We start from the raw sequence: 19651 nt of genomic DNA, 5'->3' as shown, positions 1-19651 counted from the left end.
AACCTCTTTTTTTTGTTATTGGTACGGCGTGTTCGCGAGCTCGGTTCGCCGCCTTCTTTTAATGAGTTCTGATCAAAATCAGAACTCATTTTTTTATAGATACTCTAAAGTTCGATTTTTACTCTAAATCAGCCTTTGTATTCAATCCTTTAAGACTTACTTCAAGGGTTTTTTGTTTTAAGTAACAGCGTATTGAGAATTACTTCTTATAAAAACTCTATAAAATCACTCTTTTACCGTAAAGCGAAAACCTATGCCGTGAAGATTTTCGATTTGGATATGCGAATCTATACATACTATTTTACGTAAACGAGATATGAAGACGTTGAGATGTTACAATAAAAAAACCTCTTAATTTAGTTTAAGAGGTTTCTTTCATTATATAATATTAAAAGAATTATTCTATTTCTTCTTTCATTTTAAAACTTTCCATAAACTTTGTTGTATAATTCCCTGATACATAATCAGGGTCATCCATCAATTGTCTATGAAATGGTATAGTGGTTTTTATTCCTTCAATATAAAACTCATCTAGAGCTCTTTTCATTTTATTAATAGCCTCTTCTCTAGTTTGTGCTGTAGTTATCAACTTGGCTATCATAGAGTCGTAGTTTGGAGGTATCGTATATCCAGCATATACATGTGTATCCAATCTAACTCCGTGACCTCCTGGAGCGTGCAGTACAGTGATTTTACCTGGTGAAGGTCTGAAATCGTTATAAGGGTCTTCTGCATTAATTCTGCACTCTATAGAATGCAATTGCGGAAGATAGTTTTTCCCTGAAATCGGAACACCTGCAGCTACTAATATTTGTTCTCGGATTAAATCGTAATCTACTACTTGTTCTGTAATAGGATGCTCTACTTGAATACGGGTATTCATTTCCATAAAGTAGAAATTTCTATGTTTATCGACAAGAAATTCTACAGTACCAGCGCCTTCATATTTTATAAATTCAGCAGCTTTTACAGCAGCTTCACCCATTTTTTGTCTAAGCTCATCTGTCATAAAAGGAGATGGGGTTTCTTCTGTAAGTTTTTGATGTCTTCTTTGTACAGAACAATCTCTTTCAGAAAGATGACACGCTTTTCCATAAGCATCTCCTACTACTTGGATTTCAATATGTCTAGGCTCTTCTATAAGTTTTTCCATATACATACCATCGTTTCCAAATGCAGCAGCAGCCTCTTGTCTAGCGCTTTCCCATGCTTTGTCTAGCTCTTCTTCTTTCCATATAGCACGCATTCCTTTACCTCCACCACCAGCAGTGGCTTTCATCATTACAGGATATCCTATTTCTTTTGCAATGGCTTTGGCTTGTTCTAACGATTCTAATATACCATCAGATCCAGGTACGCATGGAACACCTGCTTCTTTCATAGTAGCTTTTGCAGAGGCTTTATCTCCCATTCTGTCAATCATTTCTGGAGATGCTCCTATGAATTTTATACCATGTTCTTGGCAAATTTTTGAAAATTTAGCATTTTCGGAAAGAAAACCGTATCCAGGGTGTATTGCGTCTGCATTGGTAATTTCTGCTGCAGCAATAATGTTTGCCATTTTCAAGTAGGATTGATTACTTGGCGGAGGACCAATACAAACCGCTTCGTCTGCAAATTTTACATGCAAACTTTCAGCATCTGCAGTAGAGTATACCGCTACAGTTTTTATGCCCATTTCTCGGCATGTTCTAATAACACGTAGAGCAATTTCGCCACGATTGGCAATGAGTATTTTTTTAAACATATTTCTTTAATTAGATAATTAGACAATGTGTCAATTAGACAATTTGGAAGATAGAAAATCTCTAACTTTTAACTTCTAATTTCTAACTTATTTAAGATGGATCAACTAAAAATAGTGGTTGGTCAAATTCTACAGGAGACATATCGTCTACTAAAATTTTGACTATTTTACCAGAAACTTCAGATTCTATTTCGTTAAATAGTTTCATAGCTTCCACCACACATAATACAGATCCTTTTGATATGCTTGCACCTACTTCTACAAAAGGTGCTTTATCTGGCGCAGGTTTTCTATAAAAAGTACCAATAATTGGAGATTTTATAGTAACATATTTTGAGCTTTCATCATTTGCTGCCGGAGTTGCTACAGGAGCCGCTGGTGCTGGAGCAGGAGCTGCTATTTGCGGCATTGCTTGTGCAATAGGTGCTTGTTGTACATAAGCTATTTCTGGTGTAGTACCTTCTAGTGTAGTTTTTATTGTGATTTTGATATCACCTGTTTCCAATTTTACTTCAGCTACTCCTGAATTTGAAACAAACTTAATTAGGTTTTGAATTTCTTTTAAATCCATAATAGTATTGTTTTAATTATAGTTTTAGTTATAGTTTTATTGTTTGTTGTAAGCCCATTTTAAATAGATTGAACCCCAAGTAAATCCTCCGCCAAAAGCAGCAAAGATTAAATTATCTCCTTTTTTTAATTTGTGTTCAAAATCGCTCAATAGTAATGGCAGTGTTGCAGAGGTTGTATTGCCATATTTTTGAATGTTTATTAATACTTTTTCTTCGTCTAATCCCATTCTAGAAGCAGTAGCATCAATTATTCTTCGGTTTGCTTGATGTGAAACCAACCAGTTGATGTCTTCTTTAGTGAGGTTATTTCGCTCCATTATTTTCTCGCTTACATCTGCCATTCCAGAAACTGCATACTTGAATACAGTTTTACCGTCTTGAAAAACAAAATGTTGTCCGTTTTTTACAGTTTCTTCAGAAGGAGGAAGTATAGAACCTCCTGCATCGATTTTTAAGTATTCTCTTCCAATACCATCTGAGCGTAAATATTCGTCTTGAAGTCCTAATCCTTCCTCGTTGGGTTCAAACAAAACAGCTCCACCACCGTCTCCAAATATTATACAAGTGGCTCTGTCTGTATAGTCTATTATAGAAGACATTTTATCGGCACCTATTAATAATACTTTTTTATATTTTCCAGATTGAATATATGCAGAAGCGGTAGACATACCATAAAGAAAGCTAGAACAAGCAGCGTGCAAATCAAAAGCAAAAGCGTTTGTAGCTCCTATTTGTGTTGCAACGTATACTCCAGTTGATGCAACAGGCATATCTGGAGTGGCAGTAGCCATTATTACTAAATCTATTTCTTTTGGGTCTAAATTGGCTTTTTCTATAAGGTTTTGAGCGGCTTTTATAGCAAGATACGAAGTTCCTTTGCCGTTTTCTTTTAATAATCTTCGTTCTTTTATTCCTGTTCTTGTGGTAATCCACTCATCGTTGGTGTCTACCATAGTTTCTAAGACTTGATTTGATAAAACAAAATCAGGAACATAGGCGCCAACGGCTGTAATAGCGGCAGTAATTTTATTCATAAATTTATATTAAATCACTCTTTTTTTGGGGTTAAAAAAGTGGTGTAAATTACAAAAAAATATCTATTATGTTTTAAAATTGCTATAAAAAACAAAAAACTCTCACTTTGTGAGAGTTTTCGTATCTTTTAAATTATATTAGGCTTCGGCTACTGACTTATCAATAACTACTTGTCCTCTATAATACATTTTACCTTCATGCCAATAAGCTCTGTGGTATAAATGAGCTTCTCCTGTTACTGGGCAAGTAGCGATTTGCGCAACAGTTGCTTTATAATGTGTTCTTCTTTTGTCTCTTCTTGTAGAGGACTGTCTTCTCTTAGGATGTGCCATTTTATTGTATTATTTATCCGTTAATAGTTGTTTTAATTTATCCCATCTAGGGTCAATATTGTTTTTTTGTTCTTCTGTTTTTTGTTTTTTTACAGATAGTTCTGATAGTTTTTCTAAAACACCGTTTTGTAATGTTCCATCTTTTACACCTGGATGAATTCTTTTTTGAGGAATTGAAAGCACAATCATTTCATAAATATATTGTGCTACATTAAGTTGGTATTCGCCATGAGGTAAAACCAACATTTCTTCATTTTCATCGTTGTACTCATCTCCAAATTTTACTACCAACTTTATTTTACCTTTTATTGGTAAATCAAAAATTTCGTTAGTAAGGTCGCATGGAATAGTAACTGTGCCTTTGTGCTTTAATGTAAGCTCCATAAATGTGGTTTTCTTTTCTAGAACTACATTTACTTTTACATTACATTGTTCAAAATCATGATACGAAAAATTATCAAAGAACTTGTTATCTATTTCATATTCAAATTGATGTTTTCCTAGTTTTAAACCAATAAATGGAATTAAATATTCATTTAGAGTTTTCATAGACATCAATTTATTCCTAAATTAAATTTTAGGAGTGCAAAGATATATAATTATTGTAAAATTAAAAAAGTTATGAACATTTTTTTAAAATTATTCTTACTGTTTGATTTTCAACACGTCTTTTGTAAGTTTTTGATACTCTTTTCGCGCTTTAAAAATATCTACTGCCATATAAACGGCTTCTTTAAAAGAAGTAAAATCGGCAATTCCTTTACCAGCAATATCGAAGGCGGTGCCGTGATCTGGAGAGGTTCTTACTTTTTGCAGTCCTGCGGTATAGTTTACACCATTACCAAAAGATAGTGTTTTAAAAGGGATTAAACCTTGATCGTGATAAGTGGCTACAACAGCATCAAATTGTTCATATTGAGAACTGCCAAAAAAACCATCTGCAGCATAAGGGCCAAAAACCATAATGCCTTGATCAAATAGTTTGTTTATGGCAGGTTTTAGTATTTCTGTTTCTTCTTTACCAATAACACCATTATCTCCACAATGAGGGTTTAAACCTAGTACCGCTATTTTAGGTTTGTTTATTTTAAAATCTTGGAGTAATGATTGGTTTATGGTTTTTATTTTTTTAAAAATAAGCTCTTCTGTTAAGTGTTTTGCTACTTCATTTACTGGAAGATGATCTGTAAGTAATCCTACTCTTAAATTATCGTGAACCATAAACATCAGCGCATCGCCTTCTAGTTGTTGGTCTAAATAATCGGTATGTCCAGGAAATTTAAAATCTTCCGATTGTATATTGTATTTGTTAATAGGTGCTGTTACCAAAGCATCTATTTGGTTTTCTTTTAAGGCTTTAACGGCAGCAACAAACGATTTTATAGCATATTTTCCTACGTTAGCATCATTTTGACCAAAGTTTAAATCGACGCCTTCTTTCCATACATTAAGAACATTTATTTTTCCAGCTATAGCTTGCTCTAGTTTGTCTATGCCATGAATAGGCGTTGAAATATTTAAATTTCGTTTTAAAAAAGATAAAATTTTAACATTCGCAAATAGTATAGGTGTACATATTTCTAGCATTCTAGAGTCTTCAAATGTTTTTAAAATAACTTCGCTCCCAATACCATTTAAATCTCCTACAGAAATTCCCACCAATATATTTTCTTCCCTTTTCATTTTTAGAATTTATTATTGCTAATTTTGACTGCAAATTTAATAAATAAAAACGAGACATGTTTACCGGAATAATTGAAACGTTAGGATTGATAAAAAGTATAGAGAAACAAGCCGATAATATTACTTTTGGAGTACAATCTGACTTGGCAACCCTACTAAAAATAGATCAGAGCGTTGCGCATAATGGTATATGTTTAACGGTAACAAATATTTTGGAAAACACATATTGGGTTACTGCCATAAAAGAAACCGTTGATAAAACTAATATAGGTGCTTGGCAGCTTGATGATACTATAAATTTAGAACGTGCTATGAAATTGGGCGATAGGCTAGACGGACATATTGTGCAAGGACACGTAGATCAAACAGCAGTTTGTACCCATATTGAAGATGAAAATGGCAGTTGGCGCTATACTTTTGAATATGATGCTGCTTTACACAACATTACCATAGAAAAAGGTTCTATTACAGTAAATGGTGTGAGTTTAACGGTTGTAAATTCAGAAAAAAATACATTTAGTGTAGCAATTATTCCCTATACTTTTGAACATACCAATTTTAAATTTTTAAAAATAGGCTCGGTGGTTAATTTGGAGTTTGACGTGATAGGTAAGTATGTTGCTCGTTTACAACAGTATTATAAATAAAAACTCCAAAAACAATGTCAATTATTTTTGGAGTTTTGTAAATTATCTATTCTTTTATTTTAAAAGCGTATCTAATAATTCGCTCAATGCCTTTTCAGAAGGGCGAGCAGCATTAGCATTGACAACATTTCCTGCTGGATCTATCAAAATAAACCGAGGTATAGAATTAATGCCATAAGCTCTCACAAAATCTGACATCCAATTTTTATCGGCAATAAGTTGAATACCACCCATATTTTTGTCGGTTATCATTTTTTTCCATTTTTCATAATCTTTCTTTTCATCAACCGAAATACTTACAAATGCGATGTTTTTGTCATGGTATTTTTCTTCTATTTTTTGCAAATATGGAATTTCTGCTCTACACGGGCCGCACCAAGTAGCCCAAACATCGATATAAACATATTTTCCTTTTAAACTTTCCAAACTTGTTGTGCCTCCTTTATGGTTTTCAAAATCAAAAGTAGGTGATGGTTTTCCAATAAGTTCTTTTTCTTTTAGTTTATCGTTAAACATATCAAGAACTTCTAAATTTTCATTTAAGAATTTACCTTTCATTGTTTTAATAAAATCTGCATCAAGACCCTTTGCTTGGAGTGCTTTGTCTTCATTTGCTTTTTTTGCGTCTAGCAGTGTTGTAAAAGCATCTTTAGTGTCTATACTCGCTAGTTTTTCTTCAAAAGTAATTTGGTTTCTAATTTTTTCTGCCAAAAAGTTATTTTCTTTTTCACCTTTACCTTTGTAAGTTACTGTTTCATCAAAGTCCTCAGCATCAAGTTTCATTTTTAAATCGTAACCGTTTTTCAAATAAAGTTCGGTATATTCTTTACCATCAAAAAACATATAAAAACCTTCTTTTTTTATTTCGAAGTTGTCTTTAAACTTTCCGTCACTATCAACTTTTAATTCTTTTACAATAGCACCTTGATTATTTTTTATAAAAACAACATCACCATTTTTATGGGCTATTGTGCCTTCAAAACTAATTTTGTTTTGTCCGTAACTACATATAGAAGTAATGAGAACAACAAGTAAATAAAAAATATTTTTCATGTTAAAATAGAATTAGACTTCAAATATAGACATAACACTCTTAAGAAAAATAAAATTATCTTACTTTTGCCAAAATTTTAATACTATGTTTAGAAGTCATACTTGTGGAGAGCTCAATGCCAATACTATAAATACAGAAGTAACGCTTGCGGGTTGGGTACAAAAAACACGCGATAAGGGTTTTATGATTTGGGTAGATTTACGCGATAGATACGGGATAACCCAATTAATTTTTGATGAAAACCGTACCGATAAAATTGTTTTTGAAAAAGCTAAATCATTGGGTAGAGAGTTTGTAATTCAAGTAAAAGGAACAGTTATAGAGCGTGAGTCTAAAAACAAAAATATACCAACAGGCGATATAGAAATTTTAGTTTCAGAACTTACAATATTAAACCAAGCTATGCTTCCGCCATTTACAATAGAAGATGAGACTGATGGTGGCGAAGATATCCGTATGAAATACCGTTATCTTGATATTCGTAGAAATCCTGTAAAAAATAGCTTACTATTCCGTCATAATGTAGCAATGGAGGTTCGTAAATATTTATCAGATCAAGGATTTTGCGAAGTAGAAACTCCCTATTTGATAAAATCTACGCCCGAAGGCGCACGTGATTTTGTAGTGCCGAGCCGTATGAATGAAGGACAATTTTATGCGTTGCCACAATCGCCACAAACCTTTAAACAGCTATTAATGGTAGGAGGTATGGATAAATATTTCCAGATCGTGAAATGTTTTCGTGATGAAGATTTGCGTGCCGACCGCCAGCCCGAATTTACACAAATAGATTGCGAAATGGCCTTTGTAGAACAAGAAGATATTTTAAATACATTTGAAGGATTAACCCGTCATTTACTGAAAGAAGTAAAAGGTATCGAGGTAGATAAATTTCCAAGAATTACTTACGATTATGCCATGAAAACCTATGGTAACGACAAACCAGATATTCGTTTTGAAATGAAGTTTGGAGAGTTAAATGAGTTTGCTCAGCATAGAGATTTTTCTGTGTTTAATAGTGCCGAATTGGTTGTTGGTATCGCTGCGCCAGGCTGTGCTACCTATACTCGTAAAGAAATAGATGCTTTGATAGATTGGGTAAAACGACCACAAATAGGAGCCTCAGGAATGGTATATGTAAAATGTGAAACGGATGGAACTTTTAAATCATCGGTAGATAAGTTTTATAATCAAGAAGATTTGGCAAATTGGGCTAAAGCTACAAACGCCAAAGCAGGCGATATGATTTTTATTCTTTCGGGTAATGCTCATAAAACTAGAACACAACTTTCGGCATTGCGTATGGAATTGGCAACACGATTAGGTTTAAGAAAACCCGATGAATTTGCGCCACTTTGGGTAGTAGATTTTCCGTTATTGGAATTTGATGAAGAATCGGGTAGATATCATGCCATGCACCATCCGTTTACTTCACCAAAACCAGAAGACATTGATTTAATTAATACCAATCCAGGTGCGGTAAGAGCCAATGCTTACGATATGGTGTTGAACGGAAATGAAATTGGTGGAGGCTCTATTCGTATTCACGATAAAGAGTTGCAAGCCCGAATGTTTGAATTGCTTGGGTTTACCAAAGAAGAAGCCGAAAATCAATTTGGGTTTTTAATGAATGCTTTTCAATACGGTGCGCCACCACACGGAGGATTGGCATTTGGACTAGATCGATTGGTAGCTATTTTAGGAGGACAAGAAACCATTAGAGACTTTATTGCTTTCCCTAAAAATAATTCAGGTAGAGATGTAATGATTGATGCCCCATCTACAATTGATACTAAACAACTCGATGAATTACATATCATGTTGAAATAAAGTTTTTATTAGTAATCAAAAATTAAAACTTCGAAAATAATCGTATATAACAAAAAGCCGTTTCGACTGAAACGGCTTTTTCTATAGTTTTAATTTTAAAATTATTGAAAATCAGCATCTGTAGTACCTTCATTAATTTTTACTTCAGATAATTTAATATCTAGTTCAAAACCAACGTTCATAACAATGTTAAAAGGAACTTTTACGCCTTTTACATCTCTATAATCATTTATATAGGTAGTAGTTGTCATTTTTTTACCACCTTGTTCTTGTACTTGAGACTCGGCTACTTTAAGTCCTGTTGTAGTATCAAAATAATAATTTGAGTCTCCGTCTGCAACTACATAAGCGTCTTTACCATTTATTGGCTCTATACCTGTAACAGTAACACCTGCTTTTGAAGGTAATGAAAGTTCTGAAAACAACATTGCAGATTCTTTCATTTTGTCTAGGTCTTTTCCTTCTACAGCTATTTTTTGACCTTGTTGCATCATGTAGCCGCCTTTTTCATTTACAACTTGTTTCATAATACTCATGCCAGACATCGATAGTTCTATCATCATTCTACCTTTATTATCTATTTTAGAAGTATAAGAAAGAGGTGCTGGGGCTTGCGGAATTTTTGTGCTTCCTAAAGAAACAATCGATTTTACAGATTTTATAGCTTTTTCTCCACCAATAGCTTTAGCATAATTATCGGTAATTGTTTTTACTGTTATTCCTGCAGGAACTGGTTTTTTTAAGGCTGGTTTTTCGGTTTGATTTCCAAATTTATCAAAGTAAAAAACAGGAATTCCTAGTTTTTCCAAACCTGGTAATACTTCAGAACCTTTACTGGTAACAAGTATACGAAGGTTGTCTGCCAATACATATTTATTCATTACACGCATTACATCGTCTGCAGTAACAGCTTGTATGTTTTTGATGTAATTTTCATAAAAATTTGCAGGAAGTCCTTCGGTTGCTATGTTGTAAGCATATCTTGCTACGCTTTGAGGTTTTTCTACTTGCATTACAAATCGACCTACATAACCAGCTTTTACGCTATTAAGAGTTTCTTCGCTTACTTTTTCAGTACGTATTCTTTTTATTTCGTTTAGCATTTCAACAACAGCGCTGTCTGTAACTGAATTTCTTACTTGAGCTTCGGCTTTAAATTTACCTGCTAAATACTTATTGTCTTCAATGTCAGAATATGAACCATAAGTCCACCCGTGTTTTTCACGTAAATTCATGTTTAAGTATCCGTTAAAATCACCTCCAAGCACTTGATTGGCAACAAGAACAGGAAAATAATCAGGGTCGGATAATTTAAGGTTTACAGAGTTTAGAATTGCTATTTCAGATTGTACAGCATTGGGCATATCTACAAAGTTGATTTGAGTATATTGCGGGTTGCTTGGTGTAGAATAACTTTGATTTGGCGCAATTCCTTTTGTCCAAGTGCTAAAAAGTCGTGTAACTTCTTTTTTAACATCATTTAGTTTCACATCTCCTACTACTATTAAATAAGCATTTCCAGGAACAAAATAGGTAGCGTAGTTTTGTTTTACATCTGCCAATGAAACATTTTTGATAGTTTGCTCTGTAAGGTATTCTCCTGCTGGGTTACTTTTACCATAAATTAAAACATTCTCAACTCTGCCAGCTACAGCTTTTACACTTTTTTCTTGAGTTTTAAGTCCGTCGATAAGTTTTTCTTTTTCTTTGTCAAATTCTCCTTGAGTAAAATTTGGTTGCAAGTTTCCTTCTGCAAACAATTCTAAAATTCTTTTAGAATATTTTGAAAGTCCACTAGCATAAGAGCCTGATGTTGAAAAATTAATATCAGCACCTAAAAAATCAATTTCTTCATTAAACGCATCTTTAGAAGTTTTTAACGAACCATTACCAAGTAATGCGCTGGTTAAATCGGCTACACCTTTTTTATCTCCTTCGGTATATGGAGCATTGTCTAGTCTAAGGCTGAAAGAAACTCTAGGTAGTTTGTGGTCTTCTACAACAAGAACTTTTAAACCATTTTCAAGTGTAAAACTTACAGGTTTTTTTACATTTATTTTTGGTGCAGGTCCCGGTTTTGGTTGTGTTCTATCTTGTGCTTGCATAGTTATTGATAAAAACAAGCTTGCTGCTATAAATACTATCTTTTTCATCTTATTGTTATTTTTTGTCTGCTTTATCTTTGGCAGGAATATAGTCTAAAACCAAACGTTGATTGTTGTTCAAATATTTTTTTGCCACTTCTCTTATCTCTTCTCTTGTTATAGAACGGTAAATATCCATTTCAGTATTGATAAGGTTTACATCTTTGTACAATAAGTAATAAGTTGCCAAATTGCTTGCTATTCCTTCTACGCTAGAATTTTGGCTTACATATTGGTTTTCGTATTTGTTTAACAATTTTGTAAGTTCTTTTTCAGAAATAAGCTCGGTTTGAAGTTTTGTAATTTCTTCGTCTACTTGTTTTATTAAATCTGCATTAGTATAATCACCTTGAGGTAATCCGTATACTATATAAGTTCCATAATCTTCTTGGCTGTAATTAAAAGCACCTATTTGCAATGCAACTTTGTTTTCATCAACAATTTTTTTGTACATTCTAGAGCTTTTACCATCACTTAATAAAGTAGAAATCATATCGAGTACTCGAGCATCTCTAGTTTTCATAGAAGGTGTTCTGTAGGCTACCAAAGCCATCGATTTTTGAATGTTTGGATCTTCGTAAGTACCGTTAATTTGTTGTGTAATTGGTTCTTCTTTGTAAGTTTGTCTCGAGATAGACTCGCCTTTTGGTATAGAGCCAAAATATTTTTGAATCCACTCTTTCGTTTGTGCTACATTGCTAATGTCTCCAGCAACAACCAATACGGCGTTATTCGGAATGTAGAATTTTTTATTAAAAGCTTGAAACTCTTCTAGTTTTGCGGCATCCAAATGATCCATAGAACCAATAGTAGTCCAACGGTATGGATGGTTTTTAAACATATATTTTTTTATTTGTGGTATAATTTGACCATAAGGGCTATTGTCATAACGAAGTCTTTTTTCTTCTTTTACCACTTCATTTTGAGTGTCTACTCCAATTTGATTGATTACAGGGTGCATCAAACGTTCTGATTCCATCCATAAACCTAATTCCAAATTGTTAGAAGGGAAAACCTCATAATAATAAGTTCTGTCTTCGGTAGTGTTTGCATTGTTTACACCTCCATTTGAAGTAACAATTTTAAACCATTCTCCTCTTTTAATATTTTCTGTACCTTCAAAAAGTAAGTGTTCAAAAAAGTGAGCAAACCCAGTTCTATCGGGTTGTTCATCTTTGGCACCTACATGATACATTACAGAAGTAATTACTACAGGCGCAGACGGGTCGTTGTGCAATATAACATGCATACCGTTTGCCAAGTCGTATTCTTCAAATGCTACTTTTTGAGCAAAAGATGTTCCGCCAAGCATAAATAGTGTACTTAAAGCAATTAAAGATTTTTTCATAAAAAAATAACTTAGTTTATTTATTTGATATTGCATTAGTATTTAAACCAATGAATTTGTTACATCAAAAATAGTTTTTTGTAGGTAAAAAACACAATCAATAGCAAAAAACTATTCTCTCTGAAAATCAATTCCTTTCAATAAAAAATAATTCATTTAATAATGTTGCAGATAAAAACAAAAGTTATATATTTGCAAACTCAAAAAATTAAAACAATTTGTTATGTATGCAATCGTAGAGATAGCAGGGCAACAATTCAAAGTAAGCAAAGACCAAAAAGTATTTGTTCACAGATTGTCTCAAGAAGAAGGTTCAAAAGTTACTTTTGACAAAGTTCTTTTATTAGACGATAACGGAACAGTTACTCTAGGCGCCCCAGCTATAGAAGGTGCTTCAGTAGAAGCAAAAGTGTTAGCACACTTAAAAGGTGATAAAGTAATCGTTTTCAAAAAGAAAAGAAGAAAAGGATACAAAAAAAGAAATGGTCACCGTCAATACTTAACTCAAATTTTAGTAGAAGGAATTTTAAGTTCTGGAAGCACTAAAAAAGCAACAGCAAAAACAGAAACAGCAGCTCCAAAAGCTCAAAAACTTGTAGATGCTCCTGTTGCTGAAGAAAAAGCGCCAAAGGCTAAAGCTGCTAAAAAAGCTGCTGGAGATGATATCGTTATCATTGAAGGAATAGGCCCAAAAGCTGCCGAAGTACTTATCGCTGCAGGTTTTGACACATTTGCAAAAATAGCAGCTGCAACTGCCGAAGAACTAAACGCAGTTTTAGACGCTTCTACAGCAAGAGTACACCATTTAGATACTACCACTTGGCCAGAACAAGCACAATTGGCTGCCGATGGTAAAATGGACGAATTAAAAGAATTACAAGATAAATTAAACGCTGGTAGAAAAGCTTAATTTATTAATATTAACTTATAAAACCAATACATCATGGCTCACAAGAAAGGTGTCGGTAGTTCTAAGAACGGTAGAGAATCAGAATCGAAACGTTTAGGCGTTAAAATTTATGGTGGACAAGCTGCCGCAGCAGGAAACATTATCGTAAGACAAAGAGGTTCTAAACACAACCCAGGAGAAAATGTATATATGGGCAAAGACCATACACTACATGCAAAAGTAGATGGTGTTGTTAAGTTTCAGAAAAAAGCAGACAACAAATCATTTGTATCTGTAGTACCTTTTGAAGCATAATCACGCTACATAAACACTCTAGAAAATAGAGAAACTATAAAAAAACCGGTTACATTTGTAGCCGGTTTTTTTATAAGTACCGCAAACCTAGAGCTATTGCTATACCCTATTCCTGCTTTTTGCAGTATCTACTCTTTTCAAGAGTAGGATACTTGCTTCAATCAGGGGTAAAAAAGTACACTATAAACTAGAAAATAATACTTTTGTAAAAAATATGTCTTGGATTCAAAAACTATTTGCATCACATAAAAAACAAGAACAAATAAACCCTATGAACAAATATCTAATAATAGGACTTGGGAATATAGGCGCAGAATATGTAAATACCCGACACAATATAGGTTTTAAAATACTCGATTATTTTGCCAAAAAAAACAATCTCGATTTTCAATCTGCAAAATTAGGAAGCGTAGCACAAACAAAAATAAAAGGTAAAACCGTTTTTTTACTCAAGCCAAATACTTACATGAATTTAAGTGGTAAGGCCGTAAAATATTGGATGGATCAAGAAAAAATAGCCAAAGAAAACATATTGGTTATAACAGACGATTTAAACCTTGCCTTTGGCACCATTAGAATAAAAACAAAAGGTTCAGATGGAGGGCATAACGGGCTTAAAAACATTCAATTACTGCTTAACACCACCGAGTATCCGCGTTTTAGATTTGGAATAAGCGATGCTTTTAAAAAAGGTCAGCAAGTAAATTATGTATTAGGAGAATGGAGTGACGAAGAAAAAAAGACATTAGACGAACGATTAGAATTAAGTGCCGAAATTATTCAATCATTTGTAGCATCTGGACTTTCAAATACCATGAATACTTACAACGGCAAATAAACTACCAACTATGCAAGCATTATCATTTTACCAACAATCTATAGCCTCACATTTAGCCTCTTTGCAACTCCAAAAAGAACCAACACATCTCTACCAGCCCATAAAGTACATTCTTGATTTAGGCGGAAAAAGATTACGACCAGTATTAACGCTTATGGCAGCTGAGATTTTTGGCGCAACTTATACTCAAGCACTCTCTGCGGCTACTGCGGTAGAGGTTTTTCATAATTTTTCTTTGGTGCACGATGATATTATGGACGATGCGCCTTTGCGTAGAGGAAACCAAACCGTACACGAAAAATGGGATATTAATACGGGTATACTTTCGGGCGATGCAATGCTTATTTTAGCCTATCAGCATTTTGAAGATTACGAACCCATTGTTTTTAAAGAGTTAGCAAAGCTGTTTAGTAAAACAGCATTAGAAGTTTGTGAAGGACAACAATATGATGTAGATTTTGAAACACGCAACAATGTTACCATTTCAGAGTATTTAAAAATGATTGAATACAAAACGGCTGTTTTGGTAGGCGCTGCATTAAAAATGGGTGCTATTGTAGCGCAAACTTCAATAGAAAACCAAGAACTGATTTATAATTTTGGATTAAATTTAGGTATTGCTTTTCAACTGCAAGACGATTATCTAGATGCTTTTGGCGATCCAGAAACATTTGGAAAACAAGTAGGTGGCGATATTATAGAAAATAAAAAAACATACCTTTACCTCAAAGCTTTGGAGTTTTCAAACCAAGAAGAAAAGAGTCAATTACTTACCTTATTTACCACAAAGCCAACCAATATTGATGATAAAGTTGCTGTAGTAAAAGATATTTTTATAAAAACCAATGCGGCAATGGCTACACAAAAAGCCATAGAGGAATATACTTTTAAAGCTTTTAAAATATTAGAAAAGTTAGATATATCTCAAGAAAAAAAGCAAATTTTAAAAGCATTTGGAGAAAATTTAATGAATAGAAAGGTGTAGAAATAGCAATAACAATAGCAATAACAATAACAATATTAATATCAATGTCAATAACAATACCAATAGCAATGTTAAAAATCAATATAATTTGTTACTGCCATTGAATTTTGCCATTGGATTTGTCATTGAATTTTGCCATTGAATTTGTCATTGAATTTGTCATTGAATTTACCATTGAATTTTGTAATTAATTAAATATGTATGTAGCCCCAATATCAACAGATGATGTGCTTTTTCAAGCCGAGAAAGAGAGTCTGTATATAAAACTGATAGAGCAACTCAACAAAGATTTTAATTTGGCAAATGAGCCTCTCGATGTTTCATTAAGTTGTACTCCCAGCCAACTTAAAAACGTGTTGCATGAAAAGATATTTCAGTTAATTCAAACTAAATTCGCAGAGTATCTTAACCTATTATATATTATTGATGTTTCTGAAAATCAAGTAAAAAAACTTGATGGTTCAGATGTTGTTACACTTGCAGAACAAGTTGCTTATTTGGTATTACAACGAGAATGGATGAAAGTTTGGTTTAGAAATAAGTATTAAACTTTTAATTTTTATTTCTTCTTTTTTCTGAAATTATTAAACTTAATGCGAGCAATATCATTGTTGTAATTCCTAAAATGGAAGTTGTTAAATCTTGTTTGCGCACTACATAATTGATGATATGTAAAATTATGACTATTATGTATAAAGAAAACATTATTCTGTTGAAAGTTTTCATATATATTTTAGTTAATATAAAATTTCATAAATTCAAATTTTAATAAAACTCGAAGTAAAGCGTATTAAAAATACACTCTCACAAAAGGCATAAAAGCATCTGCATACACGCCATTGTCTGTTTTGTACAATAGGTTGTATCGAGCGCCAATAGTAACGCTATCCATTCTATATCCAGCGCCCAAAAACAATCCAGTATTCCAAAAATCTTTAGAGTTCGAGTTTGCTCCATCTATATTAACACGCAATTGCTCTACTTCGGCCGAAAGTTGAATCTCTTTTATCGGATTTACCAATACCAAAGCATTTGCACCATACATATGACTCGAAAAAGAACTGCTCGATTTTAAATAATTGTATTGCAAGCCAAACCCAGTCGAAATTTTTTCATTAAAATTATATATAGCACTAGGCGAAATTGCAAAATTTGTATAACCATTGCCCGACGAAAATCCGATTCCACCACCAAACTGTACATGTTTCCAAAAATCGGGTGTAGATTTTGCATCAACTTGACCAGAATTATTGTTTTGAGCATAACTATTTAGAGTAATTATTGCGATAAAAACAAAAAAACGAAATTTTATTGTCATTTTTGAATTTTTCATATCTATAACTTTGTATATATTTAATTTGCGCTATAAATGTATTAAAAAGATTAAATTATTCTCATAAATATTTTACTTTTGCATAAATTTTATTACACAACGTTTATTTCAACATAAAAACATGGATAGGTTTTCCTTTTTAAATGCTGCACATACTCAATTTTTTGCAGATTTATACGAACAATATTTAACAAATCCCGATAGTGTAGAACCTAGTTGGAGAGCTTTTTTTCAAGGGTTTGACTTTGGTTTGCAAACGTACAATGAAGAACATATAGGTGAGCAAATTGTAACCTATGTTAATACCACATCTAATGAGGCAGTAAATTCAGATAAAATACAAAAAGAATTTAATGTACTTAAACTCATTGATGCCTACCGCACAAGAGGTCATTTATTTACAGAAACAAATCCTGTAAGAGATAGAAGAGTTCATGCGCCTAATTTAGATTTATCAAATTTTGGTCTTTCAGATGCAGATTTGAATACTGTTTTTGAATCGGCAAAAATCATTGGTAAACAACCTTGTACATTAAGCGAAATAATCACGCATCTTAAAAATGTTTACTGCCAACATATTGGTATTGAGTATATGTATATGCGAAATCCAGAGGTTATACAATGGATTCAAAATCGTTTAAACCCAAATGATAATTTGCCTAATTTTTCATCAGATGAAAAAAAGTATATTTTAGGAAAACTCAACGAAGCTGTTTCTTTTGAAAACTTTTTGCATACAAAATATGTAGGTCAAAAACGTTTTTCATTAGAAGGAGGAGAGAGTTTAATACCAGCACTAGATGCCGTTATAGAAGCCGCTGCCGACAAAGGAGTAGAGCATTTTGTAATGGGTATGGCACATAGAGGTAGACTTAATGTATTAGCCAATATTTTTGGCAAAAATACACAAGACATTTTTTCGGAGTTTGATGGAAAAGACTACGATAAAGAATATTTTGATGGTGATGTAAAATATCACTTAGGCTTAACATCTGAAAGAGCGACAAAAAGCGGTAAAAAAATTAGAATAAATTTAGCACCAAACCCTTCTCATTTAGAAACAGTAGGCGCTGTAATCGAGGGTATTGCTCGTGCAAAACAAGACCATCATTGTCCAGATAACTTTTCCAAAGTATTGCCTATAGCTGTACACGGAGATGCAGCTATTGCAGGGCAAGGAATTGTTTACGAGATAGTGCAAATGGCACAGCTCGATGGTTACAAAACAGGAGGAACCATACATATTGTGGTAAACAACCAAGTAGGTTTTACTACAAATTATTTAGACGCTCGTTCTTCAACCTATTGTACCGATGTGGCAAAAGTAACATTATCACCCGTGTTGCACGTAAATGCCGACGATACAGAGGCTGTAGTACATGCTATGTTGTTTGCTCTAGACTTCCGTATGCAGTTTGGTAGAGATGTATTTATCGATTTATTAGGATACAGAAAATATGGGCATAATGAAGGAGATGAGCCTCGTTTTACCCAACCTGTACTTTATAAAATAATTGCACGCCATAAAAATCCGAGAGAGATTTATGCAGAAAAACTTATTACACAAGGTATTGTAGATGCTGCCTATTTAACAAAAATAGAAAACGAATACAAAGATAAGTTAGATCAAAACCTGCAAGCATCTAGACAACAAGAGCTTACTATTATTAAACCATTTATGCAAGATGAATGGCAAGGGTATGAGCAAGTTTCAGATGATGTAATGTTGCAAAAATTTGACACAACGTTTGATAAAGCACAATTAGAAGAAATTGTAGAAACCATTTCGACACTTCCATCAGATAAAAAATTCATCAATAAAATACAAAAAATAGTTTCTGATAGAAAAACAATGTATGCCAATAATGTTATAGATTGGGGTACAGCAGAAACATTAGCATACGGATCGTTGCTGTATGAAGGTTTTGATGTGCGATTGTCTGGACAAGATGTAGAACGTGGTACTTTTTCGCATCGTCATGCTGTAGTAAAAGTTGAAGACAGTGAAGAAGAAGTAATCTTATTAGATCAATTAAAAAATAGCAAAGGAAGATTTCAAGTATACAACTCTTTCCTTTCAGAATATGGTGTACTAGGTTTCGATTATGGCTATGCTTTGGCATCACCAAAAACATTAACATTGTGGGAAGCACAATTTGGAGATTTTTCCAACGGAGCGCAAATCATGATAGATCAGTATATTTCATGTGGAGAAGATAAATGGAACAACCAAAACGGAATTGTATTATTATTACCACATGGGTATGAAGGTCAAGGGGCCGAACACTCATCGGCACGTATGGAGCGCTATTTACAACTTTGTGCTCGTCACAATATGTATGTAGCAAATTGTACTACTCCAGCAAACTTTTTCCATTTGTTGAGAAGACAAATGAAAACCAATTTCCGCAAACCACTTATACATTTCTCACCAAAAAGTTTATTAAGACATCCATTGTGTGTATCTACACAAGAAGAATTATACAACGGACAGTTTCAAGAAACAATTGATGATGCAGTAGTAGATAAAACAAAAGTGAAAACTGTAGTTTTTGTAACAGGTAAATTCTATTACGATATTTTGGCAGAGCGAGAAAAATTGGGCAGAAATGATGTAGCTTTGGTACGTTTAGAACAATTGTTTCCTTTGCCAGTGCAGCAGTTAAAAGAGATTATAGCTTCTTACCCTAATGCAGACGATTTTGTTTGGGCGCAAGAAGAACCGAAGAATATGGGGGCTTACAGCTATATGCTTATGAATTTCGATTTGGTGCCTTGGCGTTTAGCATCACTTAAAGCGTATGCAGCGCCTGCTGCGGGTAGCCATACTAGAGATAGAAGACGTCATACAGATGCCATAAGAATGGTTTTTGATAAAAATTTATTTAGATAATAACAC

The 19651-nt window shown here is 33.3% G+C and carries 18 protein-coding genes; 8 read left to right on the top strand and 10 right to left on the bottom strand.

Annotation, left to right across the window (positions count from 1 at the left end; genetic code table 11):
- Nucleotides 1–397 precede the first annotated feature (397 nt).
- From accC to pdxA, 6 genes are all read right to left on the bottom strand, one after another.
- Nucleotides 398–1747 carry an acetyl-CoA carboxylase biotin carboxylase subunit gene (gene accC / locus Q361_RS03565; protein ID WP_103725341.1) on the bottom strand — a complete coding sequence of 450 codons (1350 nt, stop codon included), beginning with the start codon at nucleotides 1745–1747 and terminating at the stop codon, nucleotides 398–400.
- 91 nt (nucleotides 1748–1838) lie between these two features.
- A complete protein-coding gene (gene accB / locus Q361_RS03560) occupies nucleotides 1839–2318 on the bottom strand; it encodes an acetyl-CoA carboxylase biotin carboxyl carrier protein (protein ID WP_103725340.1) in 480 nt (159 codons plus the stop codon).
- Between the two features lie 36 nt (nucleotides 2319–2354).
- Nucleotides 2355–3353 carry a beta-ketoacyl-ACP synthase III gene (locus Q361_RS03555; protein ID WP_103725339.1) on the bottom strand — a complete coding sequence of 333 codons (999 nt, stop codon included), beginning with the start codon at nucleotides 3351–3353 and terminating at the stop codon, nucleotides 2355–2357.
- Nucleotides 3354–3491: 138 nt separating this feature from the next.
- A complete protein-coding gene (gene rpmF / locus Q361_RS03550) occupies nucleotides 3492–3686 on the bottom strand; it encodes a 50S ribosomal protein L32 (protein ID WP_103725338.1) in 195 nt (64 codons plus the stop codon).
- Between the two features lie 9 nt (nucleotides 3687–3695).
- Nucleotides 3696–4235, bottom strand: a complete 540-nt coding sequence (locus Q361_RS03545; protein ID WP_103725351.1) for a YceD family protein — start codon at nucleotides 4233–4235, stop codon at nucleotides 3696–3698.
- A gap of 96 nt (nucleotides 4236–4331) precedes the next feature.
- A complete protein-coding gene (gene pdxA / locus Q361_RS03540) occupies nucleotides 4332–5369 on the bottom strand; it encodes a 4-hydroxythreonine-4-phosphate dehydrogenase PdxA (RefSeq protein ID WP_103725337.1) in 1038 nt (345 codons plus the stop codon).
- A gap of 56 nt (nucleotides 5370–5425) precedes the next feature.
- Here pdxA and Q361_RS03535 point away from each other — a divergent pair, with 56 nt between their 5' ends.
- Nucleotides 5426–6016 carry a riboflavin synthase gene (locus Q361_RS03535; RefSeq protein WP_103725336.1) on the top strand — a complete coding sequence of 197 codons (591 nt, stop codon included), beginning with the start codon at nucleotides 5426–5428 and terminating at the stop codon, nucleotides 6014–6016.
- Nucleotides 6017–6070: 54 nt separating this feature from the next.
- Here Q361_RS03535 and Q361_RS03530 read toward each other — a convergent pair whose 3' ends face one another.
- Nucleotides 6071–7069 (bottom strand): TlpA family protein disulfide reductase, encoded by a 999-nt coding sequence (locus Q361_RS03530; protein WP_103725335.1) that lies wholly within the window; start codon nucleotides 7067–7069, stop codon nucleotides 6071–6073.
- An 85-nt stretch (nucleotides 7070–7154) separates the two neighbouring features.
- Here Q361_RS03530 and aspS point away from each other — a divergent pair, with 85 nt between their 5' ends.
- Complete coding sequence (aspS, locus tag Q361_RS03525; RefSeq protein ID WP_103725334.1) at nucleotides 7155–8900, top strand: aspartate--tRNA ligase; 1746 nt, start codon at nucleotides 7155–7157, stop codon at nucleotides 8898–8900.
- Nucleotides 8901–9001: 101 nt separating this feature from the next.
- On the opposite strand, the gene Q361_RS03520 is transcribed toward aspS, so the two are convergent.
- Both Q361_RS03520 and Q361_RS03515 read right to left on the bottom strand, forming a co-directional pair.
- Nucleotides 9002–11053 (bottom strand): M16 family metallopeptidase, encoded by a 2052-nt coding sequence (locus Q361_RS03520; RefSeq protein WP_169929255.1) that lies wholly within the window; start codon nucleotides 11051–11053, stop codon nucleotides 9002–9004.
- Between the two features lie 7 nt (nucleotides 11054–11060).
- Nucleotides 11061–12392, bottom strand: a complete 1332-nt coding sequence (locus tag Q361_RS03515) for a M16 family metallopeptidase (RefSeq protein WP_103725350.1) — start codon at nucleotides 12390–12392, stop codon at nucleotides 11061–11063.
- Between the two features lie 223 nt (nucleotides 12393–12615).
- On the opposite strand from Q361_RS03515, the gene rplU reads away from it, so the two are divergent.
- The 5 genes from rplU to Q361_RS03490 all read left to right on the top strand — a co-directional run bounded on the left by rplU (nucleotide 12616) and on the right by Q361_RS03490 (nucleotide 15967).
- Entirely contained in the window at nucleotides 12616–13302 is a 687-nt protein-coding gene (gene rplU / locus Q361_RS03510; protein ID WP_103725332.1) for a 50S ribosomal protein L21, read from the top strand.
- Between the two features lie 33 nt (nucleotides 13303–13335).
- Nucleotides 13336–13596, top strand: coding sequence for a 50S ribosomal protein L27 (rpmA, locus tag Q361_RS03505; RefSeq protein WP_103725331.1), 261 nt, complete (start codon nucleotides 13336–13338; stop codon nucleotides 13594–13596).
- A gap of 214 nt (nucleotides 13597–13810) precedes the next feature.
- Nucleotides 13811–14434 (top strand): aminoacyl-tRNA hydrolase, encoded by a 624-nt coding sequence (gene pth, locus Q361_RS03500; protein WP_103725330.1) that lies wholly within the window; start codon nucleotides 13811–13813, stop codon nucleotides 14432–14434.
- Between the two features lie 10 nt (nucleotides 14435–14444).
- Nucleotides 14445–15419, top strand: a complete 975-nt coding sequence (locus Q361_RS03495) for a polyprenyl synthetase family protein (protein ID WP_103725329.1) — start codon at nucleotides 14445–14447, stop codon at nucleotides 15417–15419.
- 197 nt (nucleotides 15420–15616) lie between these two features.
- On the top strand, nucleotides 15617–15967 hold the full coding sequence (locus Q361_RS03490; protein WP_103725328.1) for a hypothetical protein: 351 nt from the start codon (nucleotides 15617–15619) through the stop codon (nucleotides 15965–15967).
- Nucleotides 15968–16209: 242 nt separating this feature from the next.
- Here Q361_RS03490 and Q361_RS03485 read toward each other — a convergent pair whose 3' ends face one another.
- A complete protein-coding gene (locus Q361_RS03485; protein ID WP_169929254.1) occupies nucleotides 16210–16752 on the bottom strand; it encodes a hypothetical protein in 543 nt (180 codons plus the stop codon).
- Between the two features lie 121 nt (nucleotides 16753–16873).
- On the opposite strand from Q361_RS03485, the gene Q361_RS03480 reads away from it, so the two are divergent.
- Nucleotides 16874–19645 carry a 2-oxoglutarate dehydrogenase E1 component gene (locus Q361_RS03480; protein ID WP_103725327.1) on the top strand — a complete coding sequence of 924 codons (2772 nt, stop codon included), beginning with the start codon at nucleotides 16874–16876 and terminating at the stop codon, nucleotides 19643–19645.
- Nucleotides 19646–19651: the final 6 nt, after the last annotated feature.

It is taken from the genome of Flavobacterium croceum DSM 17960, assembly GCF_002917885.1.
In the GTDB taxonomy this organism is placed as follows: domain Bacteria; phylum Bacteroidota; class Bacteroidia; order Flavobacteriales; family Flavobacteriaceae; genus Flavobacterium; species Flavobacterium croceum.
Note: the sequence above shows the minus strand (reverse complement) of the source record. Positions and strands in the feature narration are given on the sequence as shown.